At 64.3% G+C, this 15146-nt stretch carries 22 protein-coding genes and 1 pseudogene; 18 read left to right on the top strand and 5 right to left on the bottom strand.

The genetic code is table 11. From position 1 onward, the window contains the following. From FBZ83_RS31260 to FBZ83_RS00035, 9 genes and pseudogenes are all read left to right on the top strand, one after another. Nucleotides 1-1167, top strand: a pseudogene (locus tag FBZ83_RS31260) (phage head spike fiber domain-containing protein); the annotation flags it as partial. 10 nt (nt 1168-1177) lie between these two features. Beyond that, on the top strand, nt 1178-1798 hold the full coding sequence (locus FBZ83_RS00005) for a gp53-like domain-containing protein (protein ID WP_186465936.1): 621 nt from the start codon (nt 1178-1180) through the stop codon (nt 1796-1798). 11 nt (nt 1799-1809) lie between these two features. Continuing rightward, nucleotides 1810-2373: a DUF4376 domain-containing protein gene (locus FBZ83_RS00010; protein WP_186465937.1), complete on the top strand. Its 564-nt coding sequence runs from the start codon at nt 1810-1812 to the stop codon at nt 2371-2373. Nucleotides 2374-2468: 95 nt separating this feature from the next. Continuing rightward, the gene (locus FBZ83_RS00015; protein WP_109068385.1) at nt 2469-2792 is read left to right on the top strand and encodes a hypothetical protein; all 324 of its coding nucleotides are present in this window, start codon (nt 2469-2471) and stop codon (nt 2790-2792) included. Next, a complete protein-coding gene (locus tag FBZ83_RS31265; RefSeq protein WP_186465938.1) occupies nt 2792-2965 on the top strand; it encodes a hypothetical protein in 174 nt (57 codons plus the stop codon). Before FBZ83_RS00015 ends, FBZ83_RS31265 begins: the two co-directional genes overlap by 1 nt. Nucleotides 2966-3115: 150 nt before the next feature. Then, nucleotides 3116-3589, top strand: coding sequence for a lysozyme (locus FBZ83_RS00020; protein WP_145680533.1), 474 nt, complete (start codon nt 3116-3118; stop codon nt 3587-3589). Between the two features lie 106 nt (nt 3590-3695). After that, nucleotides 3696-4094 carry a hypothetical protein gene (locus tag FBZ83_RS00025; protein WP_145680534.1) on the top strand — a complete coding sequence of 133 codons (399 nt, stop codon included), beginning with the start codon at nt 3696-3698 and terminating at the stop codon, nt 4092-4094. A gap of 64 nt (nt 4095-4158) precedes the next feature. Beyond that, nucleotides 4159-4650 (top strand): DUF6932 family protein, encoded by a 492-nt coding sequence (locus FBZ83_RS00030; protein ID WP_432612482.1) that lies wholly within the window; start codon nt 4159-4161, stop codon nt 4648-4650. After that, nucleotides 4647-5576 carry a hypothetical protein gene (locus tag FBZ83_RS00035; protein ID WP_145680536.1) on the top strand — a complete coding sequence of 310 codons (930 nt, stop codon included), beginning with the start codon at nt 4647-4649 and terminating at the stop codon, nt 5574-5576. The genes FBZ83_RS00030 and FBZ83_RS00035 overlap by 4 nt, the downstream gene beginning before the upstream one ends. Before the next feature lie 70 nt (nt 5577-5646). Here FBZ83_RS00035 and FBZ83_RS00040 read toward each other — a convergent pair whose 3' ends face one another. Next, nucleotides 5647-5916 (bottom strand): ribbon-helix-helix domain-containing protein, encoded by a 270-nt coding sequence (locus tag FBZ83_RS00040; RefSeq protein WP_247888063.1) that lies wholly within the window; start codon nt 5914-5916, stop codon nt 5647-5649. Between the two features lie 186 nt (nt 5917-6102). Here FBZ83_RS00040 and FBZ83_RS00045 point away from each other — a divergent pair, with 186 nt between their 5' ends. Next, nucleotides 6103-6441, top strand: coding sequence for a hypothetical protein (locus tag FBZ83_RS00045; protein WP_145680537.1), 339 nt, complete (start codon nt 6103-6105; stop codon nt 6439-6441). A gap of 173 nt (nt 6442-6614) precedes the next feature. Here FBZ83_RS00045 and FBZ83_RS00050 read toward each other — a convergent pair whose 3' ends face one another. Next, entirely contained in the window at nt 6615-7247 is a 633-nt protein-coding gene (locus tag FBZ83_RS00050; protein ID WP_211101607.1) for a hypothetical protein, read from the bottom strand. Nucleotides 7248-7476: 229 nt separating this feature from the next. Here FBZ83_RS00050 and FBZ83_RS00055 point away from each other — a divergent pair, with 229 nt between their 5' ends. The 4 genes from FBZ83_RS00055 to FBZ83_RS00070 all read left to right on the top strand — a co-directional run bounded on the left by FBZ83_RS00055 (nt 7477) and on the right by FBZ83_RS00070 (nt 9695). After that, on the top strand, nt 7477-7701 hold the full coding sequence (locus tag FBZ83_RS00055; protein WP_145680539.1) for a hypothetical protein: 225 nt from the start codon (nt 7477-7479) through the stop codon (nt 7699-7701). 126 nt (nt 7702-7827) lie between these two features. Beyond that, nucleotides 7828-8361 carry a hypothetical protein gene (locus tag FBZ83_RS00060; RefSeq protein WP_145680540.1) on the top strand — a complete coding sequence of 178 codons (534 nt, stop codon included), beginning with the start codon at nt 7828-7830 and terminating at the stop codon, nt 8359-8361. A gap of 11 nt (nt 8362-8372) precedes the next feature. Beyond that, nucleotides 8373-8885: a YgjV family protein gene (locus FBZ83_RS00065; protein ID WP_145680541.1), complete on the top strand. Its 513-nt coding sequence runs from the start codon at nt 8373-8375 to the stop codon at nt 8883-8885. A gap of 54 nt (nt 8886-8939) precedes the next feature. Then, nucleotides 8940-9695: a hypothetical protein gene (locus FBZ83_RS00070; protein WP_247888125.1), complete on the top strand. Its 756-nt coding sequence runs from the start codon at nt 8940-8942 to the stop codon at nt 9693-9695. Here FBZ83_RS00070 and FBZ83_RS00075 read toward each other — a convergent pair. Beyond that, nucleotides 9583-10134, bottom strand: coding sequence for a hypothetical protein (locus tag FBZ83_RS00075; RefSeq protein WP_247888064.1), 552 nt, complete (start codon nt 10132-10134; stop codon nt 9583-9585). The two genes, FBZ83_RS00070 and FBZ83_RS00075, sit on opposite strands and share 113 nt — an antisense overlap. Beyond that, nucleotides 10131-10610 (bottom strand): hypothetical protein, encoded by a 480-nt coding sequence (locus FBZ83_RS00080; RefSeq protein WP_145680543.1) that lies wholly within the window; start codon nt 10608-10610, stop codon nt 10131-10133. Before FBZ83_RS00080 ends, FBZ83_RS00075 begins: the two co-directional genes overlap by 4 nt. 196 nt (nt 10611-10806) lie before the next feature. Here FBZ83_RS00080 and FBZ83_RS00085 point away from each other — a divergent pair, with 196 nt between their 5' ends. From FBZ83_RS00085 to FBZ83_RS00100, 4 genes are all read left to right on the top strand, one after another. After that, nucleotides 10807-11070 (top strand): helix-turn-helix domain-containing protein, encoded by a 264-nt coding sequence (locus FBZ83_RS00085; protein ID WP_145680544.1) that lies wholly within the window; start codon nt 10807-10809, stop codon nt 11068-11070. A gap of 571 nt (nt 11071-11641) precedes the next feature. Further along, nucleotides 11642-11947, top strand: a complete 306-nt coding sequence (locus FBZ83_RS00090; protein ID WP_145680545.1) for a hypothetical protein — start codon at nt 11642-11644, stop codon at nt 11945-11947. A 368-nt stretch (nt 11948-12315) separates the two neighbouring features. Then, complete coding sequence (locus FBZ83_RS00095) at nt 12316-13140, top strand: DUF3618 domain-containing protein (RefSeq protein ID WP_145680546.1); 825 nt, start codon at nt 12316-12318, stop codon at nt 13138-13140. A 10-nt stretch (nt 13141-13150) separates the two neighbouring features. After that, the gene (locus FBZ83_RS00100) at nt 13151-14158 is read left to right on the top strand and encodes a YihY/virulence factor BrkB family protein (RefSeq protein ID WP_145680547.1); all 1008 of its coding nucleotides are present in this window, start codon (nt 13151-13153) and stop codon (nt 14156-14158) included. Nucleotides 14159-14172: 14 nt separating this feature from the next. Here the strand turns inward: FBZ83_RS00100 and FBZ83_RS00105 are convergent, their stop codons facing one another. After that, on the bottom strand, nt 14173-15126 hold the full coding sequence (locus tag FBZ83_RS00105; RefSeq protein ID WP_145680548.1) for a DUF1624 domain-containing protein: 954 nt from the start codon (nt 15124-15126) through the stop codon (nt 14173-14175). Nucleotides 15127-15146: the final 20 nt, after the last annotated feature.

Consider the following 15146-nt stretch of genomic DNA (forward strand, 5'->3'; position numbering starts at 1 on the left):
ACCTACCGCCTCGCGCTTGCCATGGCGCCAGACGACGCGGCGTCGTCCCTCAACGGCGCCGCGCCAGTGGCAAACAGGGCGGGGCTGAACCTGCCAACGGTTACCACGCTGCGCATCGGCCGGCACCCCGGCGGCGCCTACCTGAACGGTCACATCCGCCGCGCGCAGGTCTGGCCGCGCCGGCTGACGAACGCCGAGTTGCAGGCCCTGACTGCCGGTGGCCAGCAGGACGCGCCGCCGTCCACCCCGGCAACGGGCAACTGCCTGCTGTCCTGGGTCAATCTGGCCCGGCGGTCGGCCACCACGATCACCAGCACGTCGGCCGCGGCGGGGCTGGGGGCGGAGCGGCTGAAGGACCCGCAGGTCCGGCGGCGGATGCGGACGCTCTCCGGCACCTCGTCGGTGGCGCTGAACGTCGACCTGGGCGCCGCGCAGGAGGTCGGCGTGCTGGCGCTGCTCCAGCCGGACGACGCCGGATGGATCGATGATGACGGGGAGGCGGTGGGCTTTCTGGACCCCACCGCCGACACGATCCGGCACCGGCTGGACGCCGTGACGCCGGGGACCGGCGCGCTGTACGACAGCCTGTATTACCGCGACGCCACCTACACCGGGGCCACGCTGGACCTGAATTTCGGGGCGCAGACCTATCGGGAGTATCAGAACGGCACCGGCTCTGGTGTCGTGCCCGGCTACGGGCTGCACGCCCACGTCTTGCCCGCCGCGGTGCAGGCCCGGCACTGGCAACCGGACATCGCCTTTCCGTCGCTCGCCACCACGCCCGGCTATCTCGATCTTGGCTTGCCCTGGATCGGCCCGGCGTTCCGCCCGTGGCGCAACTTCGCCTACGAGTGGGGCGACCGGTGGGACGACCTGTCCGATGTGACCGAGGTCCGGCGCAGCGGCCAGGACTTCACGGATCGCGGCCCGAAAAAGCGCGTCCTGACCTTCGCGTTCAAGGCGCTGACCGAGCCTGAGGCGAAGGTGGCCATGGCCGAGCTGGGGCGCATCGCCGGCACGTCCGGCCAGGTGCTTTTCATCCAGCAGCCGAACGGCCCCTACCAGGGCCGGCAAGCCATCATCGGGCGCCTCGTGGAGGTGAGCCCGATCACCCAGCCCAACTTCGCCCTTTACGAGCGGGTCTTCCAGATCCGTCAAAGCCTTTGAGGAGGCCCCCATGCTCTATGATCGGGTCGAACAGACCACGGTGACCACAGGGACCGGCGCGCTGTCCCTGATCGCCCCCTCCGACGCCAGCCGGCGCAGCTTCCTCCAGGCGGCGCCGTCGGGCGCGCAGGTTTTCTACTGCGCCGAGACGATCGACCAGACGCAGTACGAATACGGCATCGGCACCTGCACGGCGGGGGCGCCGGACCTCCTGACCCGGACGACGGTGCTGCTGTCCAGCAACGCCAACGCGCTGGTCAACTTCCCGGCTGGGACGAAGCGCGTCTTCAGTTGCCTGCCCGCGGCCCGCACCGGCCTCGGCTCGGCGCCGCTCACCAGCACGTGGGCCGCCGGGCTGTCCGGGAATGGGTGGGTCCGTCTGCCCATCGGACTGATCGTGCAATGGGGAACGAACAGCTTCACCAACACGTCAGCCTACCAGACGCAGAACATCACCTTCCCGATCCTCTTCCCGACGGGGCTCTACGCAGTCGTCGCCGGAAATGGCGACATCGCGGCACAGCCAACCGCTTTGGTCGGTGTCGCCGAACGCTCCCAATCGTCGTTCAACTGCCGCTGCAGCATTTCGTCGGGCGTGTTCCGCATCGACTGGGTGGCGTTCGGAATTTAAGGAGGAAGTCCATGTACTATTTCAGCAACGGCGGCTTCTACCGCACCGAGATCCACGGCGACGCCATTCCGGCCGATGCCGTGCCGCTCACCGACGACGAGCACGCGGCGCTGTTTGCCGGCCAAAGTGAGGGCAAGGTCCTCGTGACGGACGCCGACGGGCGCCCGGCCCTGGCCGACCCGCCCGCCCCCGTGCTGACGCTGGCCGAGCGGCGCGCCGCGGTCGCCGCGGCGGTGGACGCGCGGCGCGACCAGCTCATGGCCGAAGGCGCCGAGCATGGCGGCAAGCGCTTCGCCCTGGACGGCACCAGCCGGACCGACCTGGGCGGCATGGCCACCACGGGGGTGCTGGTGCTGATGGGCGCGCTGGACTGGCCTGCCGACTACGCCACCGGCTGGATCGCGGCGGACAACACGCGGCTGCCGCTGCCGACGCCGCAAGACGGCATCGCCCTGGCCGCCGCGGTCGCCGGCCGCTACGCCGCGCTGGTGCAGGCCGCGCGCACCATCAAGGACGCGGTGCTGGCCAGCGACGAGCCGGAGAGCATCGACATCACCGAGGGCTGGCCGGAATAGGCCGCGACAACACTCCAGCCTGACCCGTCCGACCCGGCCGCCGCGAGCGGCCTTTTCTATGCCCGTGCCACGGCGCCGGGCCGCAGGAGACCACCATGAAGCTGCCCCACGTCGTTGCCCTGGCCGCCATCGGCACCGGCCTTCCCGCCGCGGTCGCCCTGGCCGACGATCCCACCGTCAACGGGCTGATCGGCTCCACCATCCAGGCCCTGACCGGCGCCCATCCCTCCGTCCAGGCCGCCGCGATCCTGTCCGCCGCCGGCCTGCTGGGCTGGCGGATGTGGCTGAACCGTCCGCAGCCGGCCAGCCATTCGATTGACGAGGTGTTCGCGCTCCTGAACAGCCTGTCCGAGCGTCTGGACGGACTACAGCAGCGCATGGACACCCACATCGACCAGCACGACCGCCGGGTGGCGTGATGCCGGAGGCGCCCGCTCAACCCGACGCCCAGGCGGTTGCGGACAAGGCCCTGGCCGACTGCGGCGGGAACGAGGCCGCCGCCCGCCTGCTGCTGGCGCACCAACTTCTGGTCGCCCGACGAGGGATGGTGACCGGCCACCTCCGGCTCGGTGCGAACGCCGAAGACCGCTGAGCCGCTCCTCTGTCCCTACTCGATGCGCCGGAAAAAAGAATGGCGGCCCCAGAGAGCCGCCAAAGGTTCAGCTAACTCTGCCGTGGAAAGCAGATCGCGCGACCCTAAACGCCGCCGCTCTTTAAAACAATTCCAATGAGGAAGTAACTCATGACCACCACGCCCTCCGGCGCGGCGAAGCCCCGTGACATCCACCCCGACGCCCTGGCCCTCGTCCGCCACTCCGAGGGCCTGTACCTCAAGGCCTACCTGTGCCCGGCCGGCGTGCCGACCATCGGCTACGGCCACACCGCGGGCGTGCGGATGGGCCAGACCATCAACGGCCTCCAGGCCGAGGTCTTCCTGCGCGCCGACATGGCCGAGGCCGCTGCGGCGGTGGACCGGCTGGTCAAGGTGCCGCTGACCGATCTGCAGCGCGGCGCCCTGGCCTCGTTCGTGTTCAACCTGGGGGCCGGTGCGCTGCGGGATTCCACGCTGCTGCGCCTGCTGAACCAGGGGGACTATGCTGGAGCCGCCGGCCAGTTCGGTCGCTGGGTGTTCGCCACGGTCGACGGGAAGAAGGTGGAACTGGAGGGGCTGAAGAAGCGCAGGGCCGCGGAGGCGAATCTGTTCGCGACGAGTTGATCGTTGAGCGTTGCCGGTCACGAACTGTTTAGAATTTCCCCTGCACACTCGCATCGGTGGCGCTCATTGGAGTGCATACACACACCAGTATGCGCGAGGGGTTTCTGTGGCTACACTTCTTCAGATCGTCGGCATCCTGAGCATGTTCGGCGGCTTCCTGATCGGGATGAGCGGCTTGCCGAACCCGGCGGCCCTACTGGCTGGGGCCGTCAGCGGCCTGCTGTCGCTGATCGTCTTCTGGTGGATGGCCGGCGTCCTCACCGGCATCCGCGGGACGGAGGAGTCGGTGGAGGAGGCCGTGGAGGTGCTGAAGCAGATCGCGGCGTCGGTCGCGCCGAAGGAGGCTGATCGGCCCGCCAGGAGCGGCGACCAAGGAGTCAAGGAGGTGCGCCGCGCCGCCGATATCGACAACGCAGCAGTTGCTGCGGGACAGATCCCCACGGCTGACCAGCTCGTCCGCGAAGCTATTCAGCGTCGGGCGCGCGAAGATTTTTCGGGCAGCTAAGCCCGCATGGTTGAGGTGGGGTATCCCACAGTGTGCAATTCTATATGTAACAAGCGGTAAAATCATGGCCGGAGCCCCTAAGCAGGAATTTCCACCACTGTTACGCCCAGGTTTTCATCAAATGAGCTTGGTCAATGTTCGGCAATTATGCGTTGATGAGTTTCCCTTATCTTCCACCCGCGCTCCGATTATGGATGGGATAGAAAATGTTATAAATGTTCTCATGTCTTCTGGGGTTAGAGGGAGGATTTGGGTTGACGGTAGCTTCATGACACAAAAGGTTAATCCAGAAGATGTTGATATTCTTTTAGAAATTTCTGCTGACAATTATGATAATGGCTCCTACAATGTTAAGCGCGCTGCGGATTGGGTGGGTAGCAATCTCAAAGAAACCCATCTCTGTGACAGTTATCTGCTTGTCTCATACCCCCCTGGACACCAATTTCATCCAGAAGGGCAATTCGTGTTAGCATACTGGATGCGACAGTTCGGATTTAGTCGCAGCGACCAGATGAAGGGCATCGGGGTGGTGAATTTGCCGGAGGGGGTGCAATGAGCAGTCTCCCCGATCTTCAGCAGATGATTATGGATACGGGCGCGTTAACATCGCGCTTGGAGCGCTTGCTTGCGGCCCATCCAGAGTCCTCCTCCCTCGGTGCCAACATAGCATCTCTTCGTAAGCGCCAAGCGAAGCTTGAAGCTGCTTTCCGGGAAGAAGCGGACCGGGTCGAGGTCGATGTATGTAATTATCGCCTCATTCCTGAGGTCGAACGGCCGCTAGCGGCTGGCGTCGGTGACGCACTAAAGACATTCCAATCGCTCCTTTCTGTTGTCTATGACGCAGTAAAGTATGGCCCGAAGAGCACCAAGAGGATTGGGGCGGAAGTTTGGGCGCAGACAGCGCTTGGTTTCAATTATACGTATGCCGGTTCCATCGGAATTGTGATGACGCTTCCAAACGAAAGACTTCTGATTGATAGCCATTTAGATGAGGCGATGAAAACTGTTTTTGAAATGGTCAAATCCCCGGACTCGTCCACCGTTCTTTCGCACGCCCGCCAGCTTGGCGTTGGCCCTGTCCGCGCTATGCACGATTGGGCTCAAGGTCATCTAGCAGCAGGTTTTGGTGCTAGCATCAAGTGGGGGCGCGGTGATGACATCCGATCAGAAGTCCTAGTGCAGATGCCGGAACTCGAAAATCTTAGAAGAGTCATTTCAGAAGCAAGCGATGAGAATGTGGATTACTGGTACGTTAGCGGAGATCTTGTCGGGGCCAATGTTTCTAGCAAAACATTTCACATTAAAACTGAAGATATGAACATAAAGGGTACTTTTGGTGCTGCTATTGGGCAGGCACAGACCGTGGAATTGCCTAAACGATATCGGTTCAAATTGCGCAGAACCACGCGAGTTTACTACTCCACAGACAAAGAGGATGTGGAGTATTTCCTCGAGGAGATTGATCCGAAGGATCAAGCCTAGCGCTGACTGACCAACAGGGCGCCTTCGGGCGCCCTTTCTCGTCCCCACACCGCACCCCCGCGCCGGCCCGTCACTCCGCCGCCACGGCCATTTCCCAGCGGGCCTCTTCTAGCCTCGGCGTGGCCGCCCTGAAATACTCCATCACATAGACCCGCACGGCGCTGGACAGGCTGTTGGTGTCCAGCGCCTCCACGCGCTCGGCGAGGCGAGTGCACAGCGCGCTGACCGTCAAGCCTTCCCTGTCCGCGATGTCCGCCAAGGCATCCCAGAAGGCCGGCTCCAGCCGCATGCTGGTGCGGCGCCCGGCGACCATCACGTTCCTGAGCTTCTTCGACGACATGGCACCCTCACCGCTGCATGTTGCACTCTCGGGTATGTAGCGTCGCGGAGTCGGGGCCGAAAAACATGTGATGGACATCACATAAACGCGGGGTCTCGCGCCGCGGCCGGCGAGGTCACAGCGGGATCGCCGACACCCACCCTTCGCCCCATTGACCGCCTAGGAATGTTCTCGTAACGTTCCTTCATGCCGCAGCCGAACCACCCGCCGAAACACGAGCCGTCGTACAGGCTGAACGCCCTGGGAACCTTGGCGAAGCGCGGCGTCACGCAGCTGGAGTTCTGGTGCCCGATCTGCCGGCGGCAGAGCTTCCGGGACATGAAGATGCTGCTCGCGAAATTCGATCCGGCTACCGATCTCCAGATGCTGGCCCGAAAGGCACGCTGCGGTGGCTGCGGTCGGCGTGGCTGCCACATCCAGCCCGCGGAGCCGCCGGCACAGGGCACCCCCGGCTACCGGGAATGGCTGCGCGATGAGATGAACCGCTGCCAAGCCTTCCTGGCGGAGGCCAGAGAGCAGCTATAGCCGCCGACGCACACACCCACTGCTGATCCATCCCAGCCGCCCGGCATCCCGCCCGGCGGCTTTTCTTTTTCCGGAGCCGCCAGTACGGCGAGCTGACCCCGCACGAGCACTGGCGACCCGACTGCAACGTCATGCACCAGATCGCCGTGGGGCATCAAATGTTGATAATTGGATTACCAATATTTTCTGAAGTTCTCAGGATCGCCAAGAGTTACATATATCCCGTTGGCGCATTTCATATATGCAAAGGTAATATCAATTTTCATAGGTCCATATGAATAGTACTCGTTCATGATATCGGTTTCAGGAATGAATCCTGGGCCTGCACGAAAATGAATTGCAGTTACTGGCATGGGCGGTTTGCTGGGGGTGTATACGGACTTGATGTCCGAGGATGTTATGCATATTTTATCCCTGTTTTTTAGGGATATCCTCATTGTACTGTACTGTAAATTCTCATTTATATAAATACTGGCATCTCCATCAATGGCGTCGTCCTGGTTCTTTTCTGCCTTTTGCCACCTGTACGACTCGATCGAGGGGTTGGCTTTTGTATCCCTCGAGAATTTCACATCGCTGTTAAAAATGTTCTGGATGAATCTTGCGTCTCTCCACGCTGCTGGTTGCTCAAAAACTCTTAGGCTTTCTAATAGATTTATAGAGGGGCTGGCTGCGGGGTCAGGCTTCCGAACATTTAATACTCCGCTCGATCCTGAGCAGCCACTCACGATAATGATAGAAAACAGTGATATTGATAATTTTCTTGTCGTGCGCATAAAAACATGCCCTTGGATGCGGTGCGTCACCGCATTTCGTACTTTTTGCCGCATAAATTCAATGCCGAATCGAATTCTGCGGCGACAGCTCGCATGGGCTCGCCGGCCAGACGGCGGACCTGCCGAGTATCACGGCAGACGATCTGGATTGAGGCGAACCGCGTTCCGCACCGCCTACTTAATTTCCAATCCATCATAATCTGATGTGTGAAAGTATATTAGCGTTATTACCCTTAACGCAAGCCAAGGGAGAAACGCTATGTCTGCATCCATACGTGTGTTGGTCAAAGCTTCAAGATTTGGCCCAGCGGCTAATTTTCTTCTAGTGCTTGATCGTACTCCTGTGCAGGGGGATTACATTCATATAGGCGGCAAGAACCTTGTTAAGGTGAACTCTATTGTTCTGTTTAACAACAATAGCCCGGTTGCTGCATTCGCGTATGCGGATCACGATCCAAATGACTCCCCTGATGAAGCTCAGTGATTATACGTCTCTTTGGCATAAAATAGTGCGTCCTGTGTAAATAACGTCGTTTTACTTTCGAACTGAACCTTTGCCGCCCGGCCCTGCCGAGGCGGCTTTTTCATGCCCGCAAGGAGGGGCATCCCCATGCTACCACTGCTCATCCCCATCATCTCCGCCCTGGCCCCGGTGCTTCTGCCCGAGGTCGCCAAGGCCGCCCTCGGCACCGGCGAGATCGCTCAGAAGGTCGGCAAGGCCGCGGTGTCCGTCGTCTCCGCCGTGACCGGAGTCCCGATCGACACGCCGGCGGACGCCGAGCGCGCCGTCGCCGCGGTGCAGACCGATCCGGCCAAGCTGGCCGAGCTTTACCGCCAGCAGGGCGATCAGGTCGTGGCGCTGCTTCGGCTGGACAACGAGGACCGGGCGAGCGCCCGCGCTCAGACGGTCGAACTGGCGAAGGCGGGCAGCCGCATCTCCTGGGGCGCGCCGGTCGTGTCGACCATCGTCCTGGTCACGTTCGGCGTCGTGCTGTACCGGGTTCTGAGCCAGCCGGCCGGCGAGATCGACCAGAACGCCACGCTGATGCTTGGCGCCCTGACCACCATGGCGTCGGCGGTGGTGTCCTACTGGGTCGGCTCCAGCGCCGGCAGTGCGGCCAAGGACAAGCTGCTCCGGAAGTGAGGGGACTCGCTGTGACCCTTCCTCACCTCTCCGACCTCGCCGGGGCCGCCGGGTTCGCGCTGGTCGCCCTCTGGCCCTGGCTGTCCGGTCGCCGCGCTCTGCTGGCCGGGCAGGGCGCCTCAGCCGCGGCGTTCGCGCTGCACTACCTGCTGATCGGCGCCGCGACCGGTGCCGCGCTGTCCGGGCTGTCCGTCCTGCAGGTCGCCACCGCCTGGCCTGATGACCGGCCGCGCTGGTGCCGGGCGGTGTACATCGCCACCGTGCCCGCGCTTGCGGTACTGGCCGCCTCGACCTGGGCGGGCTGGCCATCGGCGTGCGCGGCGACCGGGATGGCTCTCGGCACCGCGGCGCGCTGGTGCCGGTCGGCACCCCTGCTGCGCGCCCTGTTCCTGGCCGCGGGTGTCTGCTGGGTCGCGCACGACCTGCTGACCGGCTCGACGTTCGGGCTGCTGGCCGACCTGCTGTGCATGGCCGGGCTGGTCTACGGCGCGCTGCGCGACCGCCGGGCGCCTGCTACGGCCTGATCCGCCACCTTCTCACCCATCATCACCATCATCGAGGAATCCACCGTGGACACCATGTTCCCGGCGCGCACCGTCGCGCGCGTGCCCTTCGAGGCGATGCCCGTACCTTCCGCCCTGGCGGAGCCGCGGGCCGCGCTGTCCGTTCTCGCTCACATGCAGGGCCTGACGCCGTTCCTGTCCACCGATTGGGCCGAGCTGGAGGATCTCAACGCCCGGCATCGCTCGTCATGGTTCGAGCTGCTGCCCCGCCCGGCCTCGACACCATGCCTTTGGGTTGGGCTGGAGAACTCCGCCGGTGATGTCGTCGCTGCCCAGGCCGCGATCCTGCTGGACTGCACCGGCAAGAGCTACGGCGCCCGGCTGGAGGCCATGACGGCTTTCTACGATGATCCCGGCGCGGCCGAGGCCTCGGGGGCGTGGTGCTTCTCGGCCAGCCCGGAGGCGAGGGAGGCCTGCGGCAAGGTTGCCATGATGTCCAGCGGCTGGGTCCATCCGGATTGGCGTGGTGGCCATCGTGACCTCTTCCACCTCTCCGGTAGACTGAACCGGCTGGCGGTGCTGGCCCGCTGGGCGCCGGATTGGCTGGTTGCCCTAGTCGATCCCAACGTGTCCCGGCTATGGACCGAAAAGGCGGTCGGGCAGCGGCACATGGACCGACACGCGACCATCCTGTTCCATCAGCCCGGCGAGGGCCGCCTCAGGCTGCATCTGATGCGGCTCCGACCGGACGATGTGACCGCGGACCTGCAACGTCGTGCATTTTCACCGCAGACAGCACCGCTCGCCGATTGCCGGCCTGGAACCCTATGAGGGCGTGGGTGAAGCTGAAGGGCTGGCCGATACCGGTCACCGCGATTTCGTTGTAGACCGCTTCGCCGCCGTCGATGGCCTCCAGGTATTGGCGGCTGATCGCGTCGGCGAAGATGTCGTGCGGGTCTTCGTTCTCGGGCCGACCAAGCATCATCCGGCCCCAGGCTTCACCCAGCGTGTCGAGTGCCGGGCGCCCGATGTAGCGGAACCGGAGCGGCCCGCCATCGGGGTCCGTCGAGAAGTAGCTGCACTGTGCGAGAAGCCCCGTTTCCCGCAGCCACCTCACCAGAGCCGGGCTGCCGCCGGGATAGCGGCGGGCCTCGGCAATGATCGCCTGCTGCCAATCCAAGGCATCGGCGGTGCGGTGGCGAGCGATACGGACATCGACCGGGACGGGCGGCGGCTGAATCGCGGCTTGCGGGAAACGGATGATGGTCATGATGCCACGCGCTCCATCGCGGAGAGGGGAGCCATGAAGGTATCGTAGCAGGCACGGGCCTGCTCGACGGTGATCCCGGCGCGCTCAGCGGCCCCGGCGATGAGCGCTTCCGGCGGAGCGGTCGCGGCCTCGGCGCCGATGCCGGCGATCTCGTCATCCATGGCCGCGATGCTGTTGTCGGCGTTCGCCGCCATTGCCCGCAATCCGGCCTCCAGGCTGCGGGCGGCAGTGAGGTGGACCTCCGTCTGCCCGGCATCCAACCCGATATCCTGGTTGGTCAGGAGGCTGACGACGACGATGGCCTCCTCCGGCGTGGCCGGGATGCTGGCCGCGATGGCGTCGGCGAGGTCCCAGCGGACATCCGAGGCGTCGGGGTCGCTGAGGGCAGCGGCGAGTTGGGCGGAGAGGGCGGGAAGCGCAGCGATTTCTCCGGGTGCAGCTTGGCCGCTGGTGTTATGATCGGAACCGATCAACATGGGCTTGGACGAGCCTCCTTCGTGTTGGTCATTGCCCCGGCTGTTGCTGCAGTTCGGGGAGTGGGCGCCCGGTCGTTGCTGCGACCGGGCGTTTTGCGTTTCTGATTGGCTATTGCCGCAATCATGATCCAAAAGGTATAACTGTACCTCCGAAGTGTCAACCACTTTGGATCATAATATCCAAAAAGGATCATGCATGCTGACCGCAAAGCAGATCAGGGCCGCCCGTGCGCTGCTCGGCTGGAGCCAAGCCGATCTCGCTACCGTCACAAAGCTCTCGGTTCCCACCATTAAGCGGATGGAGGGCCCGAGGGGACCTGATTCGAGCACGGCTGCCAATGTCGCTGCGGTTCAGCGTGCCTTGGAGGACGCGGACGTCCAGTTCATCGCAGAGGGCGAGCTGTCCCCCGACGGCGGTGTCGGTGTGCGTCTCCGCAAAGAGAAACCCAACGCCGTCTAAGGTAAAAGAAATCTTATTCAAGACTTGGCCCCCTTCGTGCATATCATCGTATGTCCCGGCCAGGATGTGGCAGGACTCAATGGCCGCGCAGCGCGGCGGTCGGCGATGAATGGCGAGGGTAGCGCCTCGTGTGGTCCGGGGTGGTTGTGGCGACTGCCCCGGACCTCCACCCTGAAGACAGTGCGTCTCTCAGGGGGACTGCACTCTATGCATGATAATTCTTTTATGGGTAGCAGAATTTTTCCATCCGCTACCCCTGCATGCATAGCCAAATATGCAGGCGACATACAGAGGTATGCAAAACGCTCCGCAGGCCCGATTTGCCTCGCATTATGCGAATGCATGCGGCGGTGTGTCGCGCCGTGCAACGGGACCGAATGACGCCGATCTGTGTGGGTTGATCTGTTCTGGTTGCGTTCCCTCATACGGACAGGATGCCCATACGTAGGAATGTTGTCAATGGGCGGTGGTGACGCTTAAGCTGCGGAGCGCCTCGGATTGCGGTTGTACAGCCGAAGCTCGCGCAGCCAGAATGCGCGGATCGTTGACCCGCTGATGACCTGGAGCGCCCATGCTGCCGACCCTTCTCCGCCTCGCCGGCGCACTGGAACTGCTGGGCGCCATCATCCTGGCCGTCATTGCGATGCCGGTCACGAAGTCGTGCGATGCGTACCTATCGCACGCGCCGTCCTTCAATGCCTGCGAGGCGACCGCATCATCCGGTAGCTGGACGCGCTTCCTTACGATCATGGCTGAGGGAATTGTGGTGGCGCTGGTGCTCTTTGCGGTCGCCGGCATCTTCGAGATGGTGCGGGAGAACCGCAATCGGATGGCGGCAATTGAGGCCGAGATGAAGCGGGCGGAAAGGCCCGAGTGACACCCATGGCGTGTCAAACTGGCCTTGTAAGGTATTGATCTTACATACCCCGGAAAACCCGCGAAAGTTTGACGCCGGCCTTTAAAATCAACGATTTACCGGTGACTTTTAATCATGTGGCCGTGGGTTCGAATCCCACCCGGATCACCATCCCCCCCAAGGACTTGACGGTCTGATCGGCCGTCCGCTCAGGCTCCCCCGGCAAACCGATCCGTGACGGTTTGCAAGGTGTGGGGTACCGCTCCCGATTGCCGCCGGTTTAAAAAGATCGGGTCGGCGATCCCTCGTGTCACCCCGGCAGCAAACCGGAACCTTCGGCCAACTTGCGGTGTTGCTTGGCGGCAGCGTCAAGAGGGGGAGTCGCCGGCATGAACCGAGCCACCGATCCGTATGCCGACACCATGCACGGCGTCGCGGCGGGCAACACAGCAGACAGCACGCCCACATCCGAAAGCCCGGCATCGCCGCGCGGCCGGCGTGGGACGGACGAGATCGAACAGGACATCCACGCCATCCGCGGCCGCATGGACGCGGTTCTCGACGAAATCGAGTTCCGCCTGTCGCCCGGCCAGATGTCGGGCGGCGTCATCGAGGTGGTGCGCGACGTGGTCGAGGGCAACCCGTCGCGCATGGCCCGGGCCATACGCTCCAACCCTTGGCCGCTGGCCCTGGTGGCGGCGGGCGCCCTGTGGTTCGCCTGGACCGTGTCGCGCACGCCGGAGGTTGAACCGGTCGCCTCCGCAACGCCGACCGGACGGGTTGTCGACGGGACGATCCAGGATGTGCTGAGCGTTCTGGTCGCCGCCTGCCGCCAGGGAGCCACCGGGTTCCGTCAGGCCGACATGGTCCTCGACGACCCCGATCTGAGGAACCGGCTTTCTCAGGTCGCCACCCAGTTCGACCGCAGCGCCGCCGCCCTGGAGGCGGAACTGGTGCGCCGCGGCGGTGGCCGGGACCTGCGGTTGCCGGTGCACGCGGTCTGGCGCGACCTGGACACCGAACTGGGCGGCGCGCGGACGCGCGGCGGGCTGCTCCGTGGTCTGGAAAGCGGCGTGGAGGGCACGCTGGGTCTGTTCCGCAACAGCCTGCACGACGAGCTTCCCGAGGAGCTGACGGTGATCGTCGGCGCGCATTTCCACGAGATCGAAACGGTGCGACACCGCGTCGGCGCGCTGCGCGAAGCGGTCGCGTAAAGGGGGAACCATGCTGGGGCTGAGCCGTCGCCACCGCAACCAGTATCCGCGTGTCGAGATGGGGGGGCGAGGGCGGTCGGCGACCCGGCCATCCGATATTCCCAAGGCGGGCTGGAAGGACATCCTCTGGCGCACCTGGGAGGAGCAGGGAAAGGACAACATCTCCATCGTGGCGGCGGGGGTGGCCTACTACGCCCTGTTCGCCATCTTCCCGGCCATTGCCGCTCTGGTGTCGCTCTACGGCCTCGCCTTCGACCCGGCGGGGGTGGAACAGCAGGTCAATCAACTGGCCGGACTGCTGCCGCCGGAGGCGTTGAATGTGCTGCGCGATCAGGCGCGCAACGTGGCGTCGGCGCCGCAGGAAGGTCTGGGTTTCGGCGTCCTGTTCGGCCTCGCCTTGACTCTGTGGAGCGCGTCGCGCGGCACCAATTCCCTGATCACCGCGCTGAACATCGCGTACGGAGAGAAGGAGCGGCGCAGCTTCATCTGGCTCGCCGGCCTGTCGCTGGTTCTGACGCTGGCCGGGCTGGTCTTCGTGATCATGACCCTGGCGATGATCGTGGCGGTGCCGGCGGCCATCAATTTCCTGGGCTTGCGGGACACCCCGATCGGTTGGGCCGCCAGCCTCGCGCGCTGGCCCATCCTGGCGGTGGCGATCGTCCTGGCGCTTGCCGTGCTCTACCGCTACGGGCCGGACCGCCGGCAGCCGAAATGGCGCTGGGTCACTTGGGGATCGGCCATCGCTACGGCGCTGTGGATCATCGCCTCGGTGGGCTTCTCGGTCTATGTCTCGAACTTCGGCAGCTACAACCAGACCTACGGGTCGGTCGGAGCGGGCGTGGTGCTTCTGCTGTGGTTCAACCTGACCTCCTACGTGATCCTGATGGGAGCCGAGCTGAACGCGGAGATCGAGCACCAGACCGCCCAGGACACCACCGAGGAGGACGGGCGCGGCCCGAAGCCGATGGGCCATCGGGACGCTTACGTCGCCGACACGGTGGGCAAGCGCCGGGCGTAGGGTCCCACTCCCGGTCAGCGGCTGCCGCAGCTTTGGATGATGCCGTCGACTTTACGGGCGCTGTCGGCGGTCAGGCGGTCGTGGACGAAGTCGGACCACAGGCCGGCGCCGTTCAGGTCGTCGGAGACGCAGCGGCAGGTGGCGGTGCAATGCGCCACCGCGCCGCCGCCGGACGTGCAGGTCGCCACGCAGGAGGTCTGGAAGCTGCGGACGTCCGCCGGGTCGGCGCCGATCCCCATCGCCAGCAGCGACAGCAGGCCGAACAGAATGGGCTGGTGCAGCAGATAGACGGCCAAGCTGTGCCGCCCGGCCCAGGCGAATGCGCGCCTGACCGCTCCACCTCGAACCGCGTTCGGGGCAGGCCGCCACAAGCGCCCCAGCGCCATTCCGAACAGGAAGCCACCGAACCAGGGAAAGAGCGGCACGTAGTCGTTCGATTCCGGCGCGAAGGTCATCAGCCCGATCCAGCGCAGCCAGGGCGTGTCGAACAGCGGCAGGGCGACCGTCTCTCCTGCGGCGATGACCGCCACGCCGAGCAGCAGGAGCGCCGGCCACGGCAGGCGCAGCAGCGCAAGCCCAAGCAGGCTCGCCACCGCCATATGATGCAGCACGCCGAAGAAGATCGGGCTGTCCGGAAACAGGACCAGCGACACCGCCGACACGCCACCCGCCGCCAGGACGAGCAGAGCGAACCGCCGCAGGAACCGCCGCCGGTCGATCCCACCCTCCGCCGCCAGAACGAGGCTGAGGCCCGACAGAATCAGGAAGCTGCCGAGGATGCCGGTGCGCGCGGCCAGCCACAATGGGTCGCCGAACAGGTCGAAATCAGCCAGCCCCAGATAGGTCAGGTCCCAGGAGCCGTGATAGAGGGCCATGGCGAGCAGGGCCACGCCGCGGGCCGTGTCGATGGCGCCGATGCGCCGGTTTGCCGGGGCCACCGATGCGGGGGAGGGGGAGAGGATGGGCATGGGCGGGACTTTTGCCCAAA

This window comes from Azospirillum brasilense, assembly GCF_007827815.1.
Taxonomy (GTDB): Bacteria; Pseudomonadota; Alphaproteobacteria; order Azospirillales; family Azospirillaceae; genus Azospirillum; species Azospirillum brasilense_C.

Excerpts from the sequence above, each read along its gene's own strand:
- FBZ83_RS00005 (WP_186465936.1), top strand. The coding sequence starts at position 1,178 with ATGCTCTATGATCGGGTCGAACAGACCACGGTGACCACAGGGACCGGC.
- FBZ83_RS00010 (WP_186465937.1), top strand. The coding sequence starts at position 1,810 with ATGTACTATTTCAGCAACGGCGGCTTCTACCGCACCGAGATCCACGGC.
- FBZ83_RS00015 (WP_109068385.1), top strand. The coding sequence starts at position 2,469 with ATGAAGCTGCCCCACGTCGTTGCCCTGGCCGCCATCGGCACCGGCCTT.
- FBZ83_RS31265 (WP_186465938.1), top strand. The coding sequence starts at position 2,792 with ATGCCGGAGGCGCCCGCTCAACCCGACGCCCAGGCGGTTGCGGACAAG.
- FBZ83_RS00020 (WP_145680533.1), top strand. The coding sequence starts at position 3,116 with ATGACCACCACGCCCTCCGGCGCGGCGAAGCCCCGTGACATCCACCCC.
- FBZ83_RS00030 (WP_432612482.1), top strand. The coding sequence starts at position 4,159 with ATGGCCGGAGCCCCTAAGCAGGAATTTCCACCACTGTTACGCCCAGGT.
- FBZ83_RS00035 (WP_145680536.1), top strand. The coding sequence starts at position 4,647 with ATGAGCAGTCTCCCCGATCTTCAGCAGATGATTATGGATACGGGCGCG.
- FBZ83_RS00040 (WP_247888063.1), bottom strand. The coding sequence starts at position 5,916 with ATGTCGTCGAAGAAGCTCAGGAACGTGATGGTCGCCGGGCGCCGCACC.
- FBZ83_RS00045 (WP_145680537.1), top strand. The coding sequence starts at position 6,103 with ATGCCGCAGCCGAACCACCCGCCGAAACACGAGCCGTCGTACAGGCTG.
- FBZ83_RS00055 (WP_145680539.1), top strand. The coding sequence starts at position 7,477 with ATGTCTGCATCCATACGTGTGTTGGTCAAAGCTTCAAGATTTGGCCCA.
- FBZ83_RS00060 (WP_145680540.1), top strand. The coding sequence starts at position 7,828 with ATGCTACCACTGCTCATCCCCATCATCTCCGCCCTGGCCCCGGTGCTT.
- FBZ83_RS00070 (WP_247888125.1), top strand. The coding sequence starts at position 8,940 with ATGTTCCCGGCGCGCACCGTCGCGCGCGTGCCCTTCGAGGCGATGCCC.
- FBZ83_RS00075 (WP_247888064.1), bottom strand. The coding sequence starts at position 10,134 with ATGACCATCATCCGTTTCCCGCAAGCCGCGATTCAGCCGCCGCCCGTC.
- FBZ83_RS00080 (WP_145680543.1), bottom strand. The coding sequence starts at position 10,610 with ATGTTGATCGGTTCCGATCATAACACCAGCGGCCAAGCTGCACCCGGA.
- FBZ83_RS00085 (WP_145680544.1), top strand. The coding sequence starts at position 10,807 with ATGCTGACCGCAAAGCAGATCAGGGCCGCCCGTGCGCTGCTCGGCTGG.
- FBZ83_RS00090 (WP_145680545.1), top strand. The coding sequence starts at position 11,642 with ATGCTGCCGACCCTTCTCCGCCTCGCCGGCGCACTGGAACTGCTGGGC.
- FBZ83_RS00095 (WP_145680546.1), top strand. The coding sequence starts at position 12,316 with ATGAACCGAGCCACCGATCCGTATGCCGACACCATGCACGGCGTCGCG.
- FBZ83_RS00100 (WP_145680547.1), top strand. The coding sequence starts at position 13,151 with ATGCTGGGGCTGAGCCGTCGCCACCGCAACCAGTATCCGCGTGTCGAG.
- FBZ83_RS00105 (WP_145680548.1), bottom strand. The coding sequence starts at position 15,126 with ATGCCCATCCTCTCCCCCTCCCCCGCATCGGTGGCCCCGGCAAACCGG.